The sequence below is a fragment of the Frankia sp. Allo2 genome, assembly GCF_000733325.1.
Taxonomy (GTDB): Bacteria; Actinomycetota; Actinomycetes; order Frankiales; family Frankiaceae; genus Frankia; species Frankia casuarinae.
In genome coordinates, this window is sequence record NZ_JPHT01000004.1 from 178,719 (window position 1) to 200,101 (window position 21,383).

Here is a 21,383-nt window from a genome sequence, read left to right on the forward strand (position 1 = left end):
CATGCCGCAATGTACTGCCATACCTACCCCCCGGCTATGGACCGGGATGTCCTGCGGGTTCCTCAGGAGAACATCCGGCCGGTACCGGCCATCTGCCGGGCGACCTCGCTTCACCGCATGAACTCGGGACCGTGCAACCATGGGCGGGTGCCGGTGTATCGCGACGAAGGTGTCGTCCTACGCACGGCCCCCCTCGCCGAGGCCGACCGCATCATCACCGTGCTCACCCGTCGGACCGGTCGGGTGCGGGCCGTCGCCAAGGGTGTCCGCAAGACGTCCTCGCGGTTCGGGTCGCGGCTGGAGCCGGGCACGTACGTCGATCTGCTGCTGCATTCCGGCCGGGCGCTGGACACGGTCACCCAGGCGGACATCATCTCTCCCTACGGCGCCACGATCGCCGTTGACTACCCGAGGTACACTGCGGCCGCGGTGATGCTCGAGACCGCCGAGCGGTTGACCAGCGAGGAACGCCAGCCCGCCCTGCGGCTGTTCCTCCTGCTCGTGGGTGGTCTGCGTACGCTCGCCGGCGACGAGCGCCCACCCGCGCTCGTCCTCGACGCGTTCCTGTTGCGGGCGCTCGCGGTGTCCGGGTATGGGATGGCCCTGGACCACTGCGCGCGTTGCGGTGGGCCCGGGCTGCACCTGTCGTTGTCCGTGCCGGGCGGCGGCGTAGTGTGCCCGCAATGTCGCCCGCACGGTGCGGCGTCGGTGTCCGCGGGTGCGGTGCGGCTGCTCGCGGATCTGTTGCGCGGTGACTGGGACGGTGCACTGGTCAGTGACGCCCGCGCCCGGCGGGAGGCCGGTGGCATCGCCGCCGCCTATCTCCAGTGGCATCTCGAACGCGGGCTTCGCGCACTGCCTTATCTGGAGAGGGCGTGACGCGGCCGGGCGCCGTGGTGGAGGTCTTGCGTGTGGGCCGGGACGGTCATCCCGGCGAGGCGGGCCGGGCGGCCTGGGTGCGACCGCCGGGGAACGGGACCATGAGAGCGGGACGGCGGTGGGACGGGCCGTGGCGGAAGGACGAGGACGGACATGGTGAGGCGGAAAGCGGCGGTGGGTGCGTCCGGCGCGACCCGGCGCCGACGGGGGGACGATGTGGTGATGGCTGGGACCGGCAGGACGGATTGCGGCGTGAAGCCGCCCCGGACGGGTGCGGGGAGGTAGGCGGTGGCGCTGCGTAATGGTGTGAAGACGCGGTTTCGCGATCCGCATCCCCATCCCTCCGGCGCGCGACCTCCGGTCCTGCCGTCGCGTCTCGTCCCGCGGCATGTGGGCATCGTCATGGACGGCAACGGACGGTGGGCGAAGATGCGCGGGCTGGCGCGAACAAAAGGACACGAGGCCGGCGAGGACGCCCTGTTCGACTGCGTCGAGGGCGCGATCGAGCTCGGGGTCCGATGGTTGTCGGTGTTCGCTTTCTCCACGGAGAACTGGAAACGGTCACCGGACGAGGTGGCGTTCCTGATGCGCTTCACCGACGGGGTGTTCGGCCGGCGCATCGAGGACATGCACGCGCTCGGTGTGCGGGTTCGCTGGGCGGGTCGTCGTCCCCGGCTGTGGGGGAACGTGATCAGGCGGCTGGAGTCGTCCGAGGAACGTACCCGTGACAACGACCGGCTCACCTTGGTGATGTGCGTGAACTACGGCGGCCGGGCCGAGATCGCCGATGCCGCGGCGGCGATCGCCCGGGACGTGCGGGAGGGCCGGCTGCGCGTCGATCGGATCGATGAGGCGACCATCGGCCGTTACCTGGACGAGCCCGACATGCCCGATCTGGACCTCGTCATTCGGACTTCCGGGGAGCAGAGGCTCAGCAACTTCCTGCTCTGGCAGGCCGCCTATGCCGAGTTCTCGTTCGTCGAGACGCTCTGGCCGGACTTCGACCGGCGCGATCTGTGGTCCGCCTGTGAGGACTTCGCCCGACGGGACCGGCGCTACGGCGGAACCGTCGCCCATCACGTCTGATGCCCGTGCCCGACGTTCCGACCGTGCCCGACGTTCCGACCGTGCCCGACGTTCCGACCGTGCCCGACGTTCCGACCGGACCCGACGTTCCGACCGGACCCGACGTTCCGACCGGACCCGACGCTTCCACCGTGCCCGACTGGGCGGCGCCGACGGCCGGTGCTCCGGTCGTCGCCCAGATCGCCTTCGCCGTGCCCGGGGACGCCGTACCGGGGGACGCCGTGCCGGGCGGGGCGGGGTTCGCCGCGGCGGCACGTCCGGCGCTTGACGCGCTCGCCCGGGCCCCGGGATTTCGTGGTGGGCGGATCGCCCAGGCGCTCGACGAACCCGGCTCGTGGCTGATGACCACCGAGTGGGACGGGCCGGGCGCGTGGCGTCGCGCGTTGTCCGCCTTCGAGGTGCGATACGCGCTGACGCCGCTGCTCGTCTTCGCGGTTGACGGGCCTGGCACCTTCGAGGTGCTGGTGTCGGTGGACGGGCCGGGCGGCTCGGCGCGGACCCATCGGTCCGACCGTACGCCGGACGCCGACACCGCGGCCCCCGGCGAGCCGCCGCGCTCCGTCGGTGCGCCGGGCGCCGGCCGGCCGTGACCAACCGCGGGATTGTCGGTGGGTACCGGTAGCCTCGACTCAGCATCATGGAATCTACGATCTATGGATTGTGGATCTATGATTTGCAGATCTATTGATCATGAATCTATGGATCATGGATTCNGAGTGTCGATGTCCCGTGGACAGTCCCCTCCCTGATCGCCTGACCGCTCTCTTCGGACACCGGTCGCCGGCGGACCGGTGTCCGGTCCCCGGAGCCGGGGTGTCCCGCACCACTCGTGACCGCGACAGCGAAATGCCGAGGCTCGCTCGATGTTGACCATGCAGGACGCGCTGCTGGCGCTGACCCGTTACTGGACCGACCGCGGCTGCATGATCGTACAGCCGTTCAACACCGAGGTCGGCGCCGGTNCGCTCAACCCAGCCACGGTGCTGCGGGTGCTCGGACCGGAGCCGTGGCGGGTCGCGTACGTCGAACCTTCGGTCCGTCCCGACGACTCCCGCTACGGCCACAACCCGAACCGGCTGCAGACCCACACCCAGTTCCAGGTCATCCTCAAACCGGATCCGGGTAACCCCCAGGAGCTCTACCTGGGTAGCCTCGCGGCGCTCGGCATCGACACCGCCGCCCACGATGTCCGGTTCGTCGAGGACAACTGGGCCTCGCCCGCGTTCGGTGCCTGGGGGCTGGGCTGGGAGGTCTGGCTCGACGGCCTGGAGATCACCCAGTTCACCTACTTCCAGCAGGCCGGTGGCCAGACGCTCGACACCGTCAGCGTCGAGATCACCTATGGCGTGGAACGCATCCTCATGGCCCTGCAGGGCGTCCGCCACTTCAGCGAGATCGCTTACGCCCCCGGCATCTCCTACGGCGAGGTGTTCGGCCAGGCCGAGTACGAGATGTCCCGGTACTACCTCGACGACGCCGACATCGACACCGTGCGCCGGCTCTACGCCGACTACGCCGCCGAGGCCCGCCGGCTCATCGACGCCCGGCTGCCCGTCCCCGCGCACTCCTACGTGCTGAAGTGCTCGCACGCCTTCAACATCCTCGACTCCCGGGGCGCGGTCTCTACCACCGAGCGGGCCACCTCCTTCGCGCAGATGCGTGGACTGTCGCGGGAGGTCGCGACGCTGTGGCGGGACCGTCGCGAGGAGCTCGGCCATCCCCNCGGGGCGGCTTCCCCNCCACCNGCCGCGGNGCCCGCCGCGGNGACCACCCGGGCCGAGGAGCCGGCCACCCTGCTGTTCGAGATCGGGACGGAGGAGCTCCCGGCGGCCGAGGTGACCCGGACCGTCGAGGCGGTGCGCGCCGGCCTCGTTGAGCGGCTGGCGGCCACCCGCCTCACGCACGGTGCGGTCCGGGTGCTGGGCACTCCCCGGCGCATCGTGGCGATCGTTGACGAGGTGGCGCCCCGGGAGCCGGACGTCGAGCGGGTCGTCCGCGGCCCGCGCGTCTCGGCCGCCTACGACGCCGCCGGCGCGCCGACGAAGGCCGCCGTCGGGTTCGCGCGTGGTCAGGGTGCGGATCCCGCCGGCCTCCAGGTCGTCACCCACCGCGGTGTCGAGCATGTCGCGCTCGTGCGCACCGAGGCCGGCCGGGACGCCGCCCGGGTGCTGGCCGGGGTGCTCGGTGAGCTGGTGGTGGGGCTGCGCGCGGAGCGCAACATGCGCTGGAACGATCCGACCTTGTCGTTCAGCCGGCCGGTGCGCTGGCTGCTCGCCCTGCTCGGCGAGACCGTGGTGCCGGTGACGGTGTCGACGCTCGCGGCCGGTCGGACCACCCGCGGCCACCGGCGGGCCGGCTCCCCGCCGCTGGACGTGCCGAGCGCGTCCGGCTACCCAGAACTGCTCGCTGCCCGGTCGATCCTGCTCGACCCGGTGGTTCGCCGCGAGCTCGTCGTCGAGGAGGCGGCCAAGCTCACCGCGGACTCCGGCGGTCACATCGACCTCGTCGCCGAGGCGGACGTGCTCACCGAGGTGGCGAACCTCGTCGAGTTCCCGTGCCCGATCCTCGGGTCCTTCGAGGAACGCTTTCTGGACCTGCCGGCGGAGATCCTCACCACCGTCATGCGCAAGCACCAGCGCTACCTGCCGGTGCGTGACGCCGCCGGGCGGCTGCTGCCGTCGTTCGTAGCCGTCGCCGATGGTAAAGTCGACCAAGCGCTGGTCCGCGCCGGCAACGAGGACGTCATCCGGGCCCGGTTCACCGACGCCGCGTTCTTCTACGACGCCGACATCACGGTGCCACTCGAGACGTTCCGGGCGGAGCTCGCGAAGCTGACGTTCGAGCAGCGGCTCGGCTCCGTCGCGGACCGGGCCGACCGCATCGCGGCGCTGGCGCGTGACCTCGCCGAGGAGATCGACCTCGGTGAGGACGACCGGGCCACCCTGGACCGGGCGGCCGCGCTCGCCAAGTTCGATCTGGCCACCCAGATGGTCATCGAGCTGTCGAGCCTCGCCGGCACGATGGCGCGGGAGTATGCCCGCCGGGCCGGTGAGCCCGAGGCGGTCGCCGTCGCCCTCTTTGAGATGGAGCTGCCCCGCCGGGCCGGTGACCAGCTGCCCGATACCGCCCCCGGTGGCCTGCTGGCCCTCGCCGACCGGCTCGATCTGCTTGTCGGGCTGTTCGCGCTCGACGCGGCCCCCACGGGGAGTTCGGATCCGTTCGGGTTGCGCCGGGCCGCGCTCGGGGTCGCCGCGATCCTGGGCAGCCGGCCTGAGCTCGCCGGCCTCACCGTCACCGGCGCGCTGGCCCGCGCCGCCCGGCTCACCCCGGTGCCGGTGTCCGCCGAGGCGCTCGAGGCCGCCGAGACGTTTGTCCGTGGCCGCTACGTCCAGCAACTACTCGATACCGGAGTGGACCACCGCCTGGTCGGCGCGGTCGGGCCGCTCACCGGCACGCCGGCCCGCGCGGCCGCCACCTTGGTGACACTGCGGCAGCTCGTCCAGGGGGAGTCCGCACCCGCCGCCGGCTTCGCCGCCCTGGCCGCCGCGTTGCAGCGGGTCCGCCGGATCGTGCCGGCCGGGACCCCGGCGGTGCTCGACGCGCAGCGCCTCACCGAACCCGCCGAGATCGACCTGCTGGAGGTCGTGACGGCGCTCGTCCGGCGGCTCGCGTCCTCCGGCGCCGATTCGGCTGTCACCGCGGAGACGGCGGCCGGAGCGATCTCCCTTGATGAGCTGGTCGTCGCAGCCGGAGACCTGCCGGCCGCCGTCGACGCGTTCTTCGACGCGGTGATGGTGATGGCCGACGACCCGGCGGTGCGGGCGGCGCGGCTCGGTCTGCTGGCCTGGATCCGGGACCTGACGACCGGAGCTCTCGACTGGGAGGCTCTCGGCTCGCTGTCCGCCTCCGGTCGCTGATCATGGGCATTCTGGCTGCGCATACCGTTACCGCGGGTTAGCGTCTGGGTATCACTCCGGGGCGGAAGGGACGACCATGGCGCGCTACGTGTATGGCTTCCACCAGGGCAACAAGGACATGAAGGATCTTCTCGGTGGTAAGGGTGCGAACCTCGCCGAGATGACGAATCTCGGCCTGCCTGTCCCGCCCGGGTTCACTATCAGCACCCAGGCATGCCGGGAGTACCTTGCCGGCGGCGAACCGGTCGGGCTACGGGCGGAGATCGATCATCATCTTGCCACCCTGGAGACCGCCCGGGGACGGCGGCTCGGCCAGGCCGACGATCCGCTGCTGGTGTCGGTGCGTTCCGGCGCGAAGTTCTCCATGCCCGGGATGATGGACACCATTCTGAACATCGGCCTGACCGATCAGGCCGTCTTGGGCCTGGCCGAGCAGTCAGGTTCGCCGCGGTTCGCCTGGGACTCCTACCGCCGGCTGCTGGCCATGTTCGGCCGGACCGTCCTCGGCGTCGGCGAGCCGTCGTTCGACGCGGCCCTCGAGGCGGCGAAGCGGGCCAAGGGCACCAGTAGCGACCTCGACCTCGACGAGAACGACCTGCGGGCGCTCGTCGCGACCTACCAGCGGATCGTGCTCGAGCGCACCGGCCGCCCCTNCCCCCAGGANCCCCGCGAGCAGCTGGATCTCGCGATCCGAGCGGTGTTCGACTCCTGGAACGGGCCGCGGGCCCGGCTGTACCGCCGTACCGAGCGCATTCCGGACGATCTCGGGACGGCAGTGAGCGTCGTCGCGATGGTGTTCGGCAACCTTGGAACGGATTCGGGCACCGGGGTGGCCTTCACCCGGGATCCGGGCAGCGGCGAACCCGGCGTGTACGGAGACTATTTGCCCAATGCCCAGGGCGAGGATGTGGTGGCCGGGATCCGTAACCCGGTTCCCCTCGCCGAGCTGGAGCGGATCGACCCGGCATCCTTCACCGAACTGCGCGAGATCATGACGCGCCTGGAGAAGCACTACCGGGACCTGTGCGACATCGAGTTCACGATCGAACATGGCAGGTTGTGGATCCTGCAGACCCGCGTCGGCAAACGCACTGCCGCGGCGGCTTTCCGGATCGCCGCCATGCTCGCCGAAGGCGGTGTCATCGACGACGACGAGGCGCTGTGCCGGGTGAGCGGCGACCAGCTCGCCACCCTGATGTTCCCGCGCTTCGACGACACGGCCCGGCCCGCCCCGATCGCGACGGGAGTGAACGCCGCGCCCGGGGNGGCGGTGGGGGAGGCCGTCTTCGACGCCGCCGAGGCGGTGCGGGTGGCGGCCGAGGGCCGACCGGTCATCCTCGTCCGCCGCGAGACGAATCCCGATGACCTCGCGGGCATGCTCGCGGCGCGCGGAATCCTGACCTCCCGAGGCGGCCGGACGTCGCATGCCGCCGTCGTCGCCAGAGGATTGGGCCGGACCTGCGTGTGCGGGGCCGAGGAGATCGAGGTCGATCCCGCCGGTCGCCGCCTCACCACCGGGCGGGGCGTGGTCGTGCGGGAGGGGGACATCCTCTCCATCGACGGGACCATCGGCGCGGTATACCCCGGTTCCGTACCACTCGTCCCGTCACCAGTCGTCGAGTACTTCGAGGCCGGCCGTCCCGACCATCCCCGGCCGGGCGGGGACCTGGTCGCCGCCGTGGATCGGCTGATGCGGCACGCCGACCGGTCCCGCCGGCTGCGGGTCCGCGCGAATGCCGACACCGGGCCGGACGCCGCGCGGGCCCGCCGGTTCGGCGCCGCGGGCATCGGGCTGTGCCGCACCGAGCACATGTTCCTCGGGGATCGTCGTACCCTGGTCGAGCAGATGATCCTCGCGGGAACGCCGGCTGAGCGGACCGAGGCGCTCAGCCGGCTGCTTCCCCCGCAACGGGAGGATTTCGTCGAGATCTTCACCGCGATGGACGGTCTGCCCGTCACGGTCCGGCTGCTCGATCCGCCGTTGCACGAGTTCCTCCCGGACCTCACCGAGCTGTCCGTGTCGATCGCCGCCGCGGACGCCGCCGGAAGGCCGGTCGACGACGCCGACCGGGAGAGGCTGGCGGTCCTGCGCAGCATGCACGAGACCAACCCGATGCTGGGTCGCCGCGGCGTCCGACTCGCTCTCACCGTCCCGGGGCTGGTGGAACTGCAGGCGCGGGCGATCGCCGAGGCGCTGGTGCGCTGCCGCCGCGTAGGCGGTGATCCCCGTCCCGAGATCATGGTTCCGTTCATCTCCACCGCGACGGAGCTGGATGCCATCCGGGACCGGGTGCGCGGGGTGCTGGCCGAGGTCGGCACCGAGAGCGGCCTGGAGATCGACCTGCCGATCGGCACGATGATCGAGGTTCCGCGGGCGGCGCTCACCGCGGACCAGATCGCCCGCCGCGCCGAGTTCTTCTCGTTCGGCACCAACGACCTCACCCAGCTGCTCTGGGGTTTCTCCCGGGATGACGTCGAGGCATCGTTGCTGCCGCGCTACCTCGACCTCGGCATCCTCGCCGGGTCGCCGTTCGCGTCGGTGGACCGCGACGGGGTGGGCGCCCTGATGAGGACGGCGGTCCGGGCTGGGCGGGGCGCTCGGCCCGATCTCGGCCTCGGCGTCTGTGGCGAGCACGGCGGCGATCCCGATTCCGTGCACTTCTTCGCCGAACTCGGGCTCGACTACGTCTCCTGTTCGCCGTTCCGGGTGCCGGTGGCCCGGCTGGAGGCCGGGCGTGCCGCGGTTCTCGGCCGGTCGACGGTCGGGTGAGTTTCCGCCTGGCCCGTTTCCTGCCCTTTCCGGGCCGGGATCCCGATCGGGGCTGGGCGGATGAAGGGGGCAGTTGCCCTGTGATGTCGGTCGTGTGCCCATAGGGACGCTACTGTTCGTTCGTGTGGGCCTGTCCCGTCCTCGTCTCATCGTCAACCCGTTTCGCGTGACCTGGTACCGCGTGCCATGGTGGCGTTGGATGATGCGGGCGGTGGCGGCTGTCCTCCTCGGCATCATGGTTCTCGCCGTGGTGACGTTTCTGCAGGTCTGGTGGGTGGGCAGGGAGGATCACCGGCCCCGGTCCGACGTCCTCGTGGTGCTCGGTGCTTCGCAGTACGACGGGCGTCCCTCGGCGGTCCTCGCCGCCCGTCTCGACCACGTGCTGGAGCTCTACCGGGAGGGAATCGCCCCTCAGGTGATCACAGTCGGTGGGAAGCAGCCGGGCGACCGTTACACCGAGGGCGAGGCCAGTGCGACCTATCTGCGGCAGCGGGGTATCCCCCCGGATCGGGTGCTCGTCCTACCCGAGGGTTCGAACACGCTCGGGTCGCTGACCGCCGTAGCCGGGTTGATGAACTCGCGGCACTGGCACACCGCCGTGCTGGTCACCGATCCCTGGCACAGCCTGCGTTCTCGGACGATGGCCCGTGACCTCGGTGTTGACGCCGTCACCTCCCCGGCCGACCGGGGGCCGGCCGTCCACGGCTTCGGCACGCAGGTCCGGTACATCATCCGCGAGGGGATCGGTTACCGGTGGTACCAGCTCTTCCGCCAGGCATCACCACCTTCGGCGACCACCCGGGCCGTCTGACACCGGGTCGACGTTCGTCGGCAGCAGCGGATACGAACCCGTGACGCCTCTGACATATCAACGCCCGCTTCGGCCCTCTTTGCCGTCGGCCGCCGCTGATACGGTTCGGATCGCCGGGTGAGGGGGTAGTGCGACACGTGGTAGTGAGGCAAAGCGGCGGAGTCGGCTGCCCGCGGCGCGAGAGAACCCTCCGGAGATTACCTTCCGGGTGTGGAACGACACTGTAAGGAGACTGGTGTGGCAACTCCCGTATCCGAGAGCACGGTCGGGACGGCCGACCTGGAGACGGTTCGGGAACTCGCGCAGCAACTGCGGGTCGACTCGGTGCGCAGCAGCACCTCGGCGGGTTCCGGGCATCCCACCTCGTCGATGTCGGCCGCGGACGTGCTGGCGGTTCTCGTCGCGCGCCACCTTCGGTACGACTGGGACAACCCGGCGGACCCGGCGAACGATCATCTGATCTTTTCGAAGGGGCACGCATCCCCGCTGATCTACTCCATCTTCAAGGCGGTCGGGGTCGTCGGTGACGACGAGTTGATCAATGGTTACCGCCGTTTCGGTGAGCGGCTTCAGGGCCACCCGACGCCTGTCCTGCCGTGGGTCGACGTCGCGACCGGGTCGCTCGGGCAGGGCCTGCCCGACGGCGTGGGCGTCGCGCTCGCCGGTAAGTACCTGGACAAGGTGCCCTACCGGGTCTGGGTGATCTGCGGTGACAGCGAGATGGCGGAGGGCTCGGTCTGGGAGGCACTGGACAAGGCCTCCTACTACAACCTCTCCAACCTCATCGCGATCGTCGACGTCAACCGGCTCGGCCAGCGCGGCCCGACCGAGCTCGGCTGGGACCTCGACACCTACGCCAGGCGGGTGGAGTCCTTCGGCGCCCGCGCGGTCGTCGTTGACGGCCACGACATCGCCGCGATCGACGCGGTGCTCGCCGACGCCGAGGACGTCACCCGGCCGACCGTCATCCTCGCCCGCACCCGCAAGGGCGAGGGCTTCTCCGAGACCGCGGACGTCGAGGGCTGGCACGGCAAGCCGTTCCCCGCCGACATGGCCGACCGCGCCATCGCCGAGCTCGGCGGCCTGCGCGACCTGCGGGTTCGCGGTCCGGTGCCGCCCGCGGACCTCCCCCGACCGGCGCCGGTCGAGCGGCCCGTCATCACACTGCCCACCTACGATCTCGGCGCCAAGGTGGCGACTCGGCGCGCCTACGGCCAGGCGCTCGCCGCGCTCGGAGCCCGCACCGACGTGGTGGCGCTCGACGCGGAGGTCAGCAACTCGACCTACTCCGAGGACTTCGCCAAGATCTACCCGGACCGCTTCTTCGAGATCTTCATCGCCGAGCAGCAGCTCGTCGCGGCGGCGGTCGGGCTGTCGGTGCGTGGCTACGTGCCCTTCGCCTCCACGTTCGCGGCGTTCTTCTCCCGGGCCTACGACTTCATCCGGATGGCGGCGATCTCCCAGGCCGACATCCGGCTGTCCGGCAGCCACGCGGGAGTCGAGATCGGCGCCGACGGGCCGTCGCAGATGGCGCTCGAGGACATCGCCATGATGCGGGCGGTCGGCGGCTCGACGGTGCTCTACCCGAGCGATGCGACGTCCGCCGCGAAGCTCGTCGAGGCGATGGCGGATCTGCCCGGGGTCAGCTACCTGCGCACCACCCGTGGAGCCTACCCCGTGCTCTATGGCCCGGACGAGCCGTTTGCCCCCGGTGGTTCCAAGGTGCTCCGCCGATCGAATGCCGACACCGTCACGCTCATCGGTGCCGGTGTCACCCTGCACGAGTCGCTGGCCGCGGCGGACACCCTCGTGGCCGAGGGGATCGCGGCCCGCGTGATCGACCTGTATTCCGTGAAGCCGGTCGACGCGGCGACGCTCGCCGACGCCGCCCAGGCCACCGGCGGGCGCATCGTCGTCACCGAGGATCACTACCCGGAGGGNGGACTGGCCAGCGCGGTGCTGGAAGCGCTCAGCGACGGCGGCGTGCCGCTGTCGGTCCGTCATCTCGCGGTGCGGTCGCTGCCGGGTTCCGGGACGTCTCAGGAGCTCCTGGACGCGGCCGGCATCTCCGCGAGGCACATCGTCGAGGCCGCCCGCGACCTGCTGCGCTGACCCGTCCAGGGCCGGCGGCCGGCGGTCGAGAAGGCACGAGGCTGGGACATCCGGTGGGACCGGGGGAGATCCCCCCGGTCCCACCAGGCCGTCCCTCAGTCGTCTCCGGCTGGGGCGGGTGCTCCACCGAAGGTCATGTCGACCAGGGTGAGGTAGAGCCGGTCTGGACGCGGCAGGAACTGGATCTTGGAAAGCGCCTGGTCCTGGCCGGCGGACTCCACGACGAACTCGCCGTACCCGAGCAACCGGCCAAGCGGATCCCGGTTGTACGTGAGATCCGTGATCTTGGAAAGTGGCATCGTCTGGACCTTGCGGAAAAAGATCCCGGACACCTTCAGGAGCCGTTTGTCGGTGATCATAAGGTGCTCGAACTGCCAGTCGGCGACCCTCCACAGCATCCTCAAGATCATGAAGAGGGCGAAGTACCACAGCAGCGTGGTGATGATGCCGGCGTCGACGTCCTGCGAGGCGAACAGGATGTTCGCCACGAGCGCGAGCAGTACGGCCCCGACGGTCTGCAGGAAGATGGGCAGCAGGACCGCCCAGTGCAACCGCACCATCATCACCAGGCGTTCCTGGGATGCGAGGTACTTGGTGTCGCGCTGAGCCAGGTCCGGAAGCTGGAGTCTCACCACGCCGGCAGTGTCCCAGACATCAAGAGTGGCCGGGTAGCCATTACAGAGCGGTATCGGTTACGAACTGGGACACCCCGTTACCGACGGACTGCAGCCAGTCGAAGGCGCGGCCGACGATACTGGCCGCGCTGTTGGGCGCGGTCACCACGAAGAAGATGAGGAACGCGATCGCCCCATACCTAATGATCTTGTCCACGGCAGGCCTCCGGGCCGATTCGGGGAAGGGTGCGCACAAAGTATCGCCGCTGAGCTCGATGGAGGTCGCGGAATCGCGCCGATACTCTCAAACTCGTGGTCAGTGAGTGGTATGACACCTCGGACACGGCCCGTCGGATCGTGGAACGCCCGAAGGCCACACCGGCTCAGCGTCGTCCCTTCGCCCGGGACCGAGCCCGGGTGCTGCACTCCAGCGCGCTGCGCAGGCTGGCGGGAAAAACCCAGGTCGTGGGCCCGCTCGACGACGACTTCCCGCGTACCCGGCTGACCCACTCCCTGGAGACCGCCCAGGTGGGCCGGGAGCTCGCCGAGGAACTGGGAGCGGACCCCGACCTGGTCGAGGCGGCGTGCCTCGCGCATGATCTGGGTCATCCCCCTTTCGGGCATAACGGCGAGCTGGCGCTTGACGAGGCCGCAGCCGCCTGCGGTGGCTTCGAGGGCAACGCCCAGAGTCTGCGCGAGCTGACCAGGCTCGAAGTCAAGATCGTCGACTGTGACGGTCGCAGCGCGGGCCTGAACCTTACCCGGGCGACCCTGGACGCGGCGACGAAGTACCCGTGGCCGCGCCGCCCTGGGCCCCGGGCGGACAGCACGAAGTTCGGCGCCTACGCCGACGACCTGTCCGTGCTCCGCTGGGTCCGGGAGGGCGCACCGGCCGCCCGGCGCTGTATCGAGACGCAGATCATGGACTGGGCGGACGACGTGGCCTATTCGGTGCACGACCTCGAGGACGGGGTCGTTGCCGGACACATCGATCTGGCCGCCCTCGACGATTCCGGCCGCCGGGCGGAGCTCGCCGCCGCGACCGCCGTCCGCTACCCGGGGCCGTCCGCCGAGGCGGTGGCGGCCGCCCTGGGCATCCTGCGGTCCCAGCCCTGGTGGGTCCGCTCCGAGATCACCTCGGCCCGGGGCCAGGCCGCTCTGCGGGCGATGACCAGCGAGCTCATCGCCCGGTTCGCGCACAGCGCGGTCCGTGCCACCCGGGCGTGCCATCCCGACGGTCCGCTGTGGCGCTATGGCGCGGATCTGGTGGTGGATCCGGACACCGTGGCCGAGTGCGCGGCGCTCAAGGGGGTCACCGCCTGGTATGTGATGGAGCGGCCGGGTGCCCGCGCCCGGCAGTCCCGGCAGCGGGAGGTGGTCGCGGAGCTCGTGGCGATGCTCTCCCGGGGCGCGCCGGACGTGCTCGAGCCGTCGTTGCGCGCGGCCTACCGCATGGCCGCTGACGATGCGGCACGGCTACGGGTCGTCATCGACCAGGTGGCGCGTCTGACCGACGCCAGCGCCGAGCGGCGGTATGCGTTGCTGTGTGGACGACCGGCGCCGCGGGTCCTGTGAGCCACGAGTCCGGTGTGCGGGGGACCCGGTGCGAGAGGGGTTCGGTGCGTGCCGGATCCGTACGTGGTGGGTCCGTGTCCGCCGGATCCGTGCGTGGTGGGTTCGGTGGGTGTCCTCTGCTGGCCCGATGGCCCGACGGTGTTTCGGGTGTTCCCCCGTTCGGGGGGACACCCGCTCCCTCGGCTGGGGGAGCGAGCCGGCGCGCGGTCCGCGGCCCGACATCGCAGCTCGGCATGCACGTCACGGCCCCTGTCCCCAACATTCACGTGGCATGATCGGTACTGTCGTGCTTACGACACGTACCATCGCAGCGGTAGGACCGATGTGAGGGGCGCCGCGTCACTCGTCGACAGGCCGGGCAGGCCGGCGGGTGGTGGTCCTAGCATCGATCCGGCGGGAATGGACGTGGCAAACATATTGACGGGCACTCTGCCCCGGGCGAGCTACCTCTCGTTCGGGTACCCGCAGAGTCTCGACGCGGACTTGGGAGGGGCGGGNGGGGGGACGAATCCGTGACGCCGACGTCGCCCTGGTCCGGGAGCGCTCGCCGATTGCGGACGTCGTGGCCGAGCACGTACAACTGCGTCCGGCGGGGCGTAACGAGCTCGTCGGGCTGTGCCCGTTCCATGACGAGAAGTCACCCTCCTTCTACGTCAATGCGGCAACCGGCCTGTTCCACTGTTTCGGATGCCAGCAGGGTGGTGACGTCTACTCCTTCGTGCGGGAGATCGACGGGCTGACCTTCCGGGAGGCGGCGGAGCGCCTGGCGCGCCGGGCCGGGGTGGCGCTGACCTACGAGGGCGGTGGGACCACCGACCGTACGGTGTCCAGCCAGCGGCAGCGGCTGCTGGAGACGCACCGGGCGGCCGCCGAATTCTACGCCGAGCAGCTAGAGTCGCAGGCCTCCGCGCGCGCCGGCTGGGACTTCCTCGCTGCGCGGGGATTCGATCTCACCACGGCGGCGCGCTTCGAGGTCGGCTACGCCCCGACCGGCTGGGACACCCTCACTCGGCATCTGCTCGCCCGGCGCTTCACCGGCGAGGAGCTGGTGCTCGGGGGGCTGGCCAAACAGGGCGCCCGCGGGGGTCTGATCGACCGTTTCCATCATCGGCTGATGTGGCCGATCAGGGATCTCGCCGGTGAGGTGGTCGGCTTCGGTGGGAGGCGCCTCGCCGAGGACGACGCCCCGAACGCCGGGCCGAAGTACCTCAACACGCCGGACACGCCGTTGTTCAAGAAGGCGAACCTGCTCTACGGCGCCGATCTCGCCCGCCGTGACATCGCCCGCCGCTACCAGGTCGTGGTGGTCGAAGGCTATACCGACGTCATGGCCTGCCATCTCGCCGGGGTCACCACGGCCGTGGCGACCTGTGGCACCGCCTTCGGCTCCGAGCACGTCGCGGTGGTCCGCCGGCTGCTCATGGACTCCGACGAGCGTCGCGGTGAAGTGATTTTCACGTTCGACGGCGACGCGGCCGGGCAGAAGGCGGCGCTACGCGCCTTCGAGCACGAGGAGCGCTTCGCCACCCAGACCTTCGTGGCGGTGGAGCCCTCCGGCCGCGACCCCTGCGAGCTGTGGATGAGCGGTGGCGACGGCGCCGTGCGGGATCTGGTGGCCAGCCGGGTGCCGCTGGTCGAGTTCGCGATCCGCGGGGTGCTCGACCGCTACGACCTCAACACCACCGAGGGCCGGCTCGCAGCCTTGGACGCCGCCGCGCCGCTGGTCAACCGGCTCAAGGACGCCGCGTTGCGGCACCGGTACGCGGTGAACCTGGACCGCTGGCTGGGTTTCCTCGACGAGCGGTTCGTGGTGGGCCGGGTGGCCGAGCACCGGTCGAGGCAGGGGGGCGAGCGGGCTGGTGCCCGTTCCGCGCCGATGCGCCGGCGCGGGGCGGGGGCCGATGACGCGGCGGTCATCGTGGAGCGTGAGGCGCTCAAGCTGGCCGTTCAGTATCCCGGGCTGGCGGGCCCGATGTTCGACACGCTGGGTCCGGAGATGTTCACTGTTCCCGCGCACCGTGCCGTCCGTGACCTCATCGCCGAGGCCGGTGGGGTGTGCGCGGGGCTGGCGAGGTCCGGTGAGGTCACCACCTGGGTGGCCGAGCTGGCCGCGGCGGCTTCGGAGGAGGAGCTGCGACGCTTCGTCACTGCCCTTGCAGTGGAGAGGGTGCTGTGCGACCACGATGTGGATGATCGTTATGTCGACGAACAGATGTCGCGGGTACAGGAGTTGCATGTGACCCGTCGGATCACGGACCTGAAGTCGCGTGTGCAGCGGCTCAACGGGGTGACCGACGCCGAGGCCCTTCGCCGTGCGTTCGGCGAGCTGATCGCTTTGGAGCAGCACAAGCATCAACTCCGGGAGCGGGGCGTAGGTGCCGCGTAACCTGGGTCGATCCCGAGAAGGAAGTGACGAGATTCCGCCCATGAGTCCTACCGTCCTACCCCGCGAAGCCCAGGTGGACGAGGTCAAGGACCTCATCACCCGGGGCAAGGAGATCGGGTTCCTCACCACCGAGGATGTCACGGTCGCCATCCAGGCCGCGGAGCTGCCCCCGGAGCAGGCCGAGACGGTGCTGCAGGTGCTGAACGACGAGGGCATCGAGGTACTCGAGGCGGGAGGTGAGAGCCCCGACGAGGCGGATCTGCTGGCCCGCCGTCGCCGCGAGGAGGAGGAGCTCGCCCTCAAGGCGCCGACCTCCGACCCGGTGCGCATGTACCTCAAGGAGATCGGCAAGGTCCCCCTGCTCACCGCCGAGGAGGAGGTTGATCTTGCCAAGCGGATCGAGGCGGGGCTGTTCGCCTCCGAGAAGCTGGCGGTGGCCACCAAGAAAACTTCCCCGCAGATGCGGCGGGACCTCGAGGCCATCGAACGCGACGGGCAGATCGCCAAGCGCAAGCTGGTCGAGGCGAACCTGCGTCTCGTCGTCTCGATCGCCAAGCGGTACGTCGGGCGCGGCATGCTGTTCCTGGACCTCATCCAGGAGGGCAACCTCGGCCTGATCCGGGCGGTCGAGAAGTTCGACTACACCAAGGGCTACAAGTTCTCGACCTACGCCACCTGGTGGATCCGGCAGGCGATCACGCGGGCCATCGCCGACCAGGCACGCACCATCCGCATCCCGGTGCACATGGTCGAGACCATCAACAAGCTGATCCGCATCCAGCGGCAGCTCCTGCAGGACCTCGGCCGGGAGCCGAGTCCGGAGGAGATCGCCAAGGAGATGGATCTCACCCCGGACAAGGTGCGTGAGATCCTCAAGGTCTCACAGGAGCCGGTGTCGCTGGAGACCCCCATCGGTGAGGAGGAGGACTCCCACCTTGGCGACTTCATCGAGGACTGCGACGCCGTCGTCCCGGTCGACGCGGCCAGCTTCATCCTGCTTCAGGAGCAGCTCGACTCGGTCCTGCACACCCTGTCCGACCGGGAGAAGAAGGTCATCCAGCTGCGCTTCGGGCTCACTGACGGGCACCCGCGTACGTTGGAGGAGGTCGGGCGCGAGTTCGGGGTCACCCGGGAGCGCATCCGCCAGATCGAGTCGAAGACGCTGTCCAAGCTTCGGCATCCCTCCCGGTCGCAGAAGCTGCGCGACTACCTGGAGTAGGAGCGACCGGCAACCATTTCCGGCTGTTGGCCGCCGATAGCGTTATGGTTACCTCTGGTCGATATTTGATATTCGTAATCCGGATCCGGGAGTCACGCCGATCCGGTGGGAGCATCGGCCCGTGGCGCCCCCCGCCGGGTTCCGGTGCCCGTGGGCTGGACCGGGATGTCCCGGCCCTCGCTGGTCGGTAGCCGTCCGGTCAGGGCGGTGAAAACCGTGCGGAGGTAGTCGTCGGGCCGAGTGGCGGCCTCGGCCCACTCCGCGGCGCGCCGGCCGACGCGGGCCAGTCGCGCTCGGTCGGCGAGCATGCCGTGCAGGACGTCCGCCAGCGCCTGCGCCGACTCGTCCATCGGCGTCTGCCCGGTCACGCCGTCCTGGTAGGCGTCGTGGCTACCGCCTGAGGCGGGTCCGACCACCNCGCACCCNGCGAGCTGCGCCTCGAGCAGCACGATGCCGTAGCCCTCACCGCTGATCCGTGGCCCGCGCGAGCGGGTGCGGGTGCACAGCGCGAACAGGTCGGCGGTGGCGTAGAGGCGTGCCAACGCGTCGTCGGTCGGGGACTCGTGCAGCTCGGTGTCGGGGTGCGCGGACACCAGCTCATGCAGGNCCCCGGGTGCCGGGCCCTGCCCGGCGAACACCAGCCGGACCGGGCCGAGGGTGGCCCGGACGGACTCCACGGCCTCCAGCAGGACCCCCGCACCCTTGCCCACCCAGTCACTGAGCCGGAACACGCTCAGCATGGTCGGTACGGGGGACAACGGCCGGCGGCGGTTCGCCTCGGCCAGCAGGGTCGCCCGCCACGTCGGTGAGATGCCCGGCCGGAGGATGGGGGCCAGACCCAGCGTCGACAGCGCGCCGGCGCTGTAGGAACTGATCGTGACCGGGCGCAGGAGCGGGTCGGCGCGCAGGATCGCGCGGTCGGTGCGGCGCATGCCCCAGATGTCGGTGCCGTAGAGCAGCACCGGGCCGAGACGGGCCCGGGACAGTCGGAGGGCCGCCGCCGCGACAGGGATGAGGTTGGCGTGCCCGGCGACCACGCTGTCGGCCTGGCCGAAGCGGCGCGCCGCGGCGAGCGCGCGCGATGTGAAGCGCGCCCTGATCGCCGGGGTCAGCTCGACGCCTGGCTCCAGCATGTCGACCCGCAGGAGATCGGCCCCACCGGCCCGCAGTGTCTCCTCGATCGTCGAGAGATAACGCTCGATCCCGCCACCGAGGCCGCGGGAACTGCTCAGCAGTAGAACCCGGGCGGGTCGATCGGTGAGGGAGGCGGTCGGGGCGGTGGATCGACGCGAGATCTGCACGGAGAGTGATTTTAATGTCTCTCCAGGTGCTAGTCCTGTGCTGCGGAGCGTGTCATAGTAACGTTTCGAGTTCTCTTGACTGCCTGTAGCTTCTCCGATGATGGCGACAAGGGGTCGTGTATGGAAGCCGATCTGCGGTACCGCAACGGTGGTAACCCGCCTCTCCTCGATCTGATCGACATACCGGCGGGTAAGGCGCTGGATTGTGGGTGCGGAGCCGGGGACAACGCGCGGCTGCTGCGGGCCCGGGGCTGGCGGGTGACGGGGGTGACGATTGATCCGTCCGAGCGGGCCGCCGCCACGGCCGAGTGCGACCACGTCGAACTCGCTGATCTGAACGCCGGGCTGCCCTTCGTCCCCGACGGAAGTCACCAGCTCGTGCTGCTTTCCCACATCCTCGAGCACCTGGCGGATCCGGTGCCGTTGCTCGTAGAGGCCCGGCGGGCGCTGGCACCCGGCGGCCGGGTCCTGGTGGCGCTGCCGAACGTGCTGCACTACCGGCAGCGCGCACTGTTCCTGCGGGGTCGGTTTGAGTACACCGAGACCGGTCTCATGGACGCTACCCACCTGCGGTTCTACACTGTCAACTCGGCCCGGCGGCTGTTGGAGGACAACGGACTGCGCATCGTCGCCACCGCCACCACCGGTGGTCTGCCGTGGTGGCGCACCCGTGAGCTGCTCCCCGGGGAGCTGGTGCGGCGGTGGGATCGTCGCGTTCTGGACCGGTGGCCGAACATGTTCGGCTGGCAGGCGCTGTTCCTCGCGGCGCCACAGGCGACGCGCCGGACCGGCGCATCCGGCGTTGCCGTGGTGCGGCAACGGTCCGCGCCGTCTGGTGACCAGCCCGACTACGGCCAGCTTGTCCAGTGAGCGGCGCGCGGCTCGTCGTCACGTGCCTCTCCCGGCGGGGGAAGCATCGAGAGACCGTCCAGCAGGCCGTGGAGGACGAGGGCCGAGGTCCGGGTGCCGTGCCCGAGAAGCATGTCCAGCGCGACGGCGCGGGGTAGCACGACGACCGCCGTCGCCAGAGCGATCAAGGCGGCCCGGGCTCGCCATCCGCGGACCCGGGCGAACCAGAGCCGGTTGCGCACCCCGTAGTAGGCGTCGCCATGCCGGGGGACGGTCGTGCTCCCGATGCGCTGTGCACGGTGCGGACTGACCACGACGCTCCATCCGGCGTCCCGGACGCGGTAACAGAAGTCGACATCCTCGAACCCGAGGTAGTAACGGCCGTCCAGGGGGATCCGCCGCAGGCAGTCCGCCTTGACGAACATGATCGTGCCTGCGACCCAGTCGGCCTCCAGGGGGCGGTCGCCGGGGGGACGCCGGGCCTTCGGCGCAGCCAGGACCGGGCTTAGCCGCGCCGGGCCCGAGCGCCGACCGTCGTTGTCGACCAGTGTGGGCGCGACCACGCCGATGTTCGTCCCGGCCAGCAGATCCAGGCAGGCGCGCAGCGCCAGGTCCGGGATCCTGACGTGGTTGCCTATCAGGAGATAGGCCTGCGCGGCGGGGTAGCCGTGGCTGGCGAGCCGGAAGCCTCCGCCGAGACCGAGGTCGCGGGGCGGCAGGATCCAGGCGACCGAGGCCGGCAGGTGGTCGGGTCGGTCCGACCGGTCGTTCGCGACCACCGCCACCTGGGCGATGACGGGGCTGCCGTCGAGCCATCTCGCAAGCTCCACGGTCGGCCGGTGCGGACCCCAGTGGACAATCACCGCCACGGTCTTCATCGGACCCCCTGCGTCGCTCGGGTAGAGCATCCGGTCCGGCGGGCGACGAGCCTCCACGGCTCGGAATGAGTATCGAGGGTAACAGANGTGCCTCTGCATGTAACGGTGAGTGAGGTTCGGGGTGCTGGTGTGACCCGCCGGCGTGGTCCCCGCGCCCATCCGGCCTGCCGGTCCGGTGGACTCCCGGCGGCACGCGCCGGCGAGGGGCCGGCGATACTGAGTGCTCCATGATTCGGCGTGCTCCATGATTCGGTGTGCTCCACGATTCGGTGTGCTCCACGATTCGGTCCAAACCATTCGCCGGCCATTGTGAAAGGTGNCCCCGCCACCGTCCTGCGCCGGGGTCCCGGACATATGCCGGGGACCGCCATGCCCGATGAGCTGGGGAATGTCGTGGTTTCCGGACATCGGACCGCATATAGAAAACCGTTTAGTCGTCTCGATGAGCTGAAGGTTGGGGATCCCTTCCCCGTCGAGGTGCGAGACCGTTACCACGCGTATCGCGTCACCGAATCTGAGGTGGTAGCGCCGACTCGGTTCGACGCCACCTGTCCGATGCCCGGAGAACCCGCTGAGGTGCCGGGCAAGGAGCTGATTACTGTAAGATCTCCGCCCCTGGCGGGGATTTCCCGGAACGGACACGGTGTGGTCCCGGGCGGCAACGGTTTGGATTTCGCCGGTGCCCTTCACGGTGATTAGTGTTACCCGGCGGTTGGCCAACGACGGTGTCGGCGGCCACGGACCGAGCCGATGCCGGTGGAAAGTCGGGCATCGGATACCCTGCGAACTGGCGAACGTTACGCTCGGATAGCGCGGGGATAAACCAGGCGCGTGATGCCGGCGGCGGTGACGTCGTGGGCGGCCATCCTCGACCGGCTGCGGCGGCTCACCCAAGGACGCAGCTCACTCAAGGACATTGCGGGATCGGCTTCGGGGGAATTCGATGAATGGGCGGGATCGGATACGGCGTGGCTCGACGATCCGGC

The 21,383-nt window shown here is 70.2% G+C and carries 16 protein-coding genes; 12 read left to right on the plus strand and 4 right to left on the minus strand.

Annotation, left to right across the window (positions count from 1 at the left end):
* Positions 1-147: 147 nt before the first annotated feature.
* The 7 genes from recO (at position 148) to ALLO2_RS05395 (ending at position 11,575) form a co-directional block, all read left to right on the plus strand.
* Positions 148-879 carry a DNA repair protein RecO gene (gene recO / locus ALLO2_RS05365; protein ID WP_011435716.1) on the plus strand — a complete coding sequence of 244 codons (732 nt, stop codon included), beginning with the start codon at positions 148-150 and terminating at the stop codon, positions 877-879.
* A gap of 288 nt (positions 880-1,167) precedes the next feature.
* Positions 1,168-1,965 carry an isoprenyl transferase gene (locus tag ALLO2_RS05370; protein WP_011435717.1) on the plus strand — a complete coding sequence of 266 codons (798 nt, stop codon included), beginning with the start codon at positions 1,168-1,170 and terminating at the stop codon, positions 1,963-1,965.
* Positions 1,966-1,988: 23 nt separating this feature from the next.
* Positions 1,989-2,555 carry an antibiotic biosynthesis monooxygenase gene (locus tag ALLO2_RS05375; RefSeq protein ID WP_232234896.1) on the plus strand — a complete coding sequence of 189 codons (567 nt, stop codon included), beginning with the start codon at positions 1,989-1,991 and terminating at the stop codon, positions 2,553-2,555.
* Between the two features lie 273 nt (positions 2,556-2,828).
* The gene (locus ALLO2_RS05380) at positions 2,829-5,882 is read left to right on the plus strand and encodes a glycine--tRNA ligase (protein ID WP_035730075.1); all 3,054 of its coding nucleotides are present in this window, start codon (positions 2,829-2,831) and stop codon (positions 5,880-5,882) included.
* Between the two features lie 76 nt (positions 5,883-5,958).
* Positions 5,959-8,652: a pyruvate, phosphate dikinase gene (gene ppdK, locus ALLO2_RS05385; protein ID WP_035730077.1), complete on the plus strand. Its 2,694-nt coding sequence runs from the start codon at positions 5,959-5,961 to the stop codon at positions 8,650-8,652.
* A gap of 124 nt (positions 8,653-8,776) precedes the next feature.
* Positions 8,777-9,463 carry a YdcF family protein gene (locus ALLO2_RS05390; RefSeq protein ID WP_035730080.1) on the plus strand — a complete coding sequence of 229 codons (687 nt, stop codon included), beginning with the start codon at positions 8,777-8,779 and terminating at the stop codon, positions 9,461-9,463.
* A gap of 237 nt (positions 9,464-9,700) precedes the next feature.
* On the plus strand, positions 9,701-11,575 hold the full coding sequence (locus ALLO2_RS05395) for a transketolase (protein ID WP_011435722.1): 1,875 nt from the start codon (positions 9,701-9,703) through the stop codon (positions 11,573-11,575).
* A 95-nt stretch (positions 11,576-11,670) separates the two neighbouring features.
* Here the strand turns inward: ALLO2_RS05395 and ALLO2_RS05400 are convergent, their stop codons facing one another.
* Positions 11,671-12,210 (minus strand): PH domain-containing protein, encoded by a 540-nt coding sequence (locus tag ALLO2_RS05400; RefSeq protein ID WP_011435723.1) that lies wholly within the window; start codon positions 12,208-12,210, stop codon positions 11,671-11,673.
* Between the two features lie 40 nt (positions 12,211-12,250).
* Positions 12,251-12,406 carry a hypothetical protein gene (locus ALLO2_RS26195; RefSeq protein WP_011435724.1) on the minus strand — a complete coding sequence of 52 codons (156 nt, stop codon included), beginning with the start codon at positions 12,404-12,406 and terminating at the stop codon, positions 12,251-12,253.
* Between the two features lie 95 nt (positions 12,407-12,501).
* Between ALLO2_RS26195 and ALLO2_RS05405 the strand changes: the two genes are divergently transcribed.
* The 3 genes from ALLO2_RS05405 (at position 12,502) to ALLO2_RS05415 (ending at position 17,369) form a co-directional block, all read left to right on the plus strand.
* Entirely contained in the window at positions 12,502-13,764 is a 1,263-nt protein-coding gene (locus ALLO2_RS05405) for a deoxyguanosinetriphosphate triphosphohydrolase (RefSeq protein ID WP_023840561.1), read from the plus strand.
* A gap of 562 nt (positions 13,765-14,326) precedes the next feature.
* Positions 14,327-16,150: a DNA primase gene (dnaG, locus tag ALLO2_RS05410; RefSeq protein WP_232234897.1), complete on the plus strand. Its 1,824-nt coding sequence runs from the start codon at positions 14,327-14,329 to the stop codon at positions 16,148-16,150.
* A gap of 40 nt (positions 16,151-16,190) precedes the next feature.
* Entirely contained in the window at positions 16,191-17,369 is a 1,179-nt protein-coding gene (locus ALLO2_RS05415) for an RNA polymerase sigma factor (RefSeq protein ID WP_035730083.1), read from the plus strand.
* Between the two features lie 92 nt (positions 17,370-17,461).
* Here the strand turns inward: ALLO2_RS05415 and ALLO2_RS05420 are convergent, their stop codons facing one another.
* Positions 17,462-18,670 (minus strand): glycosyltransferase family 4 protein, encoded by a 1,209-nt coding sequence (locus tag ALLO2_RS05420; RefSeq protein WP_035730084.1) that lies wholly within the window; start codon positions 18,668-18,670, stop codon positions 17,462-17,464.
* Between the two features lie 120 nt (positions 18,671-18,790).
* Between ALLO2_RS05420 and ALLO2_RS05425 the strand changes: the two genes are divergently transcribed.
* On the plus strand, positions 18,791-19,540 hold the full coding sequence (locus ALLO2_RS05425) for a bifunctional 2-polyprenyl-6-hydroxyphenol methylase/3-demethylubiquinol 3-O-methyltransferase UbiG (protein ID WP_023840565.1): 750 nt from the start codon (positions 18,791-18,793) through the stop codon (positions 19,538-19,540).
* Here the strand turns inward: ALLO2_RS05425 and ALLO2_RS05430 are convergent.
* The gene (locus ALLO2_RS05430) at positions 19,519-20,397 is read right to left on the minus strand and encodes a glycosyltransferase family 2 protein (RefSeq protein ID WP_011435730.1); all 879 of its coding nucleotides are present in this window, start codon (positions 20,395-20,397) and stop codon (positions 19,519-19,521) included. The genes ALLO2_RS05425 and ALLO2_RS05430 overlap by 22 nt on opposite strands.
* 309 nt (positions 20,398-20,706) lie before the next feature.
* Between ALLO2_RS05430 and ALLO2_RS24005 the strand changes: the two genes are divergently transcribed.
* The gene (locus ALLO2_RS24005; protein WP_255361177.1) at positions 20,707-21,096 is read left to right on the plus strand and encodes a class E sortase; all 390 of its coding nucleotides are present in this window, start codon (positions 20,707-20,709) and stop codon (positions 21,094-21,096) included.
* Positions 21,097-21,383: the final 287 nt, after the last annotated feature.

What these genes read in the sequence shown, in the direction of transcription:
- ALLO2_RS05425 (WP_023840565.1), top strand. Translation starts at nt 18,791, where the DNA reads ATGGAAGCCGATCTGCGGTACCGCAACGGTGGTAACCCGCCTCTCCTC.
- ALLO2_RS05415 (WP_035730083.1), top strand. Translation starts at nt 16,191, where the DNA reads ATGAGTCCTACCGTCCTACCCCGCGAAGCCCAGGTGGACGAGGTCAAG.
- ALLO2_RS05430 (WP_011435730.1), bottom strand. Translation starts at nt 20,397, where the DNA reads ATGAAGACCGTGGCGGTGATTGTCCACTGGGGTCCGCACCGGCCGACC.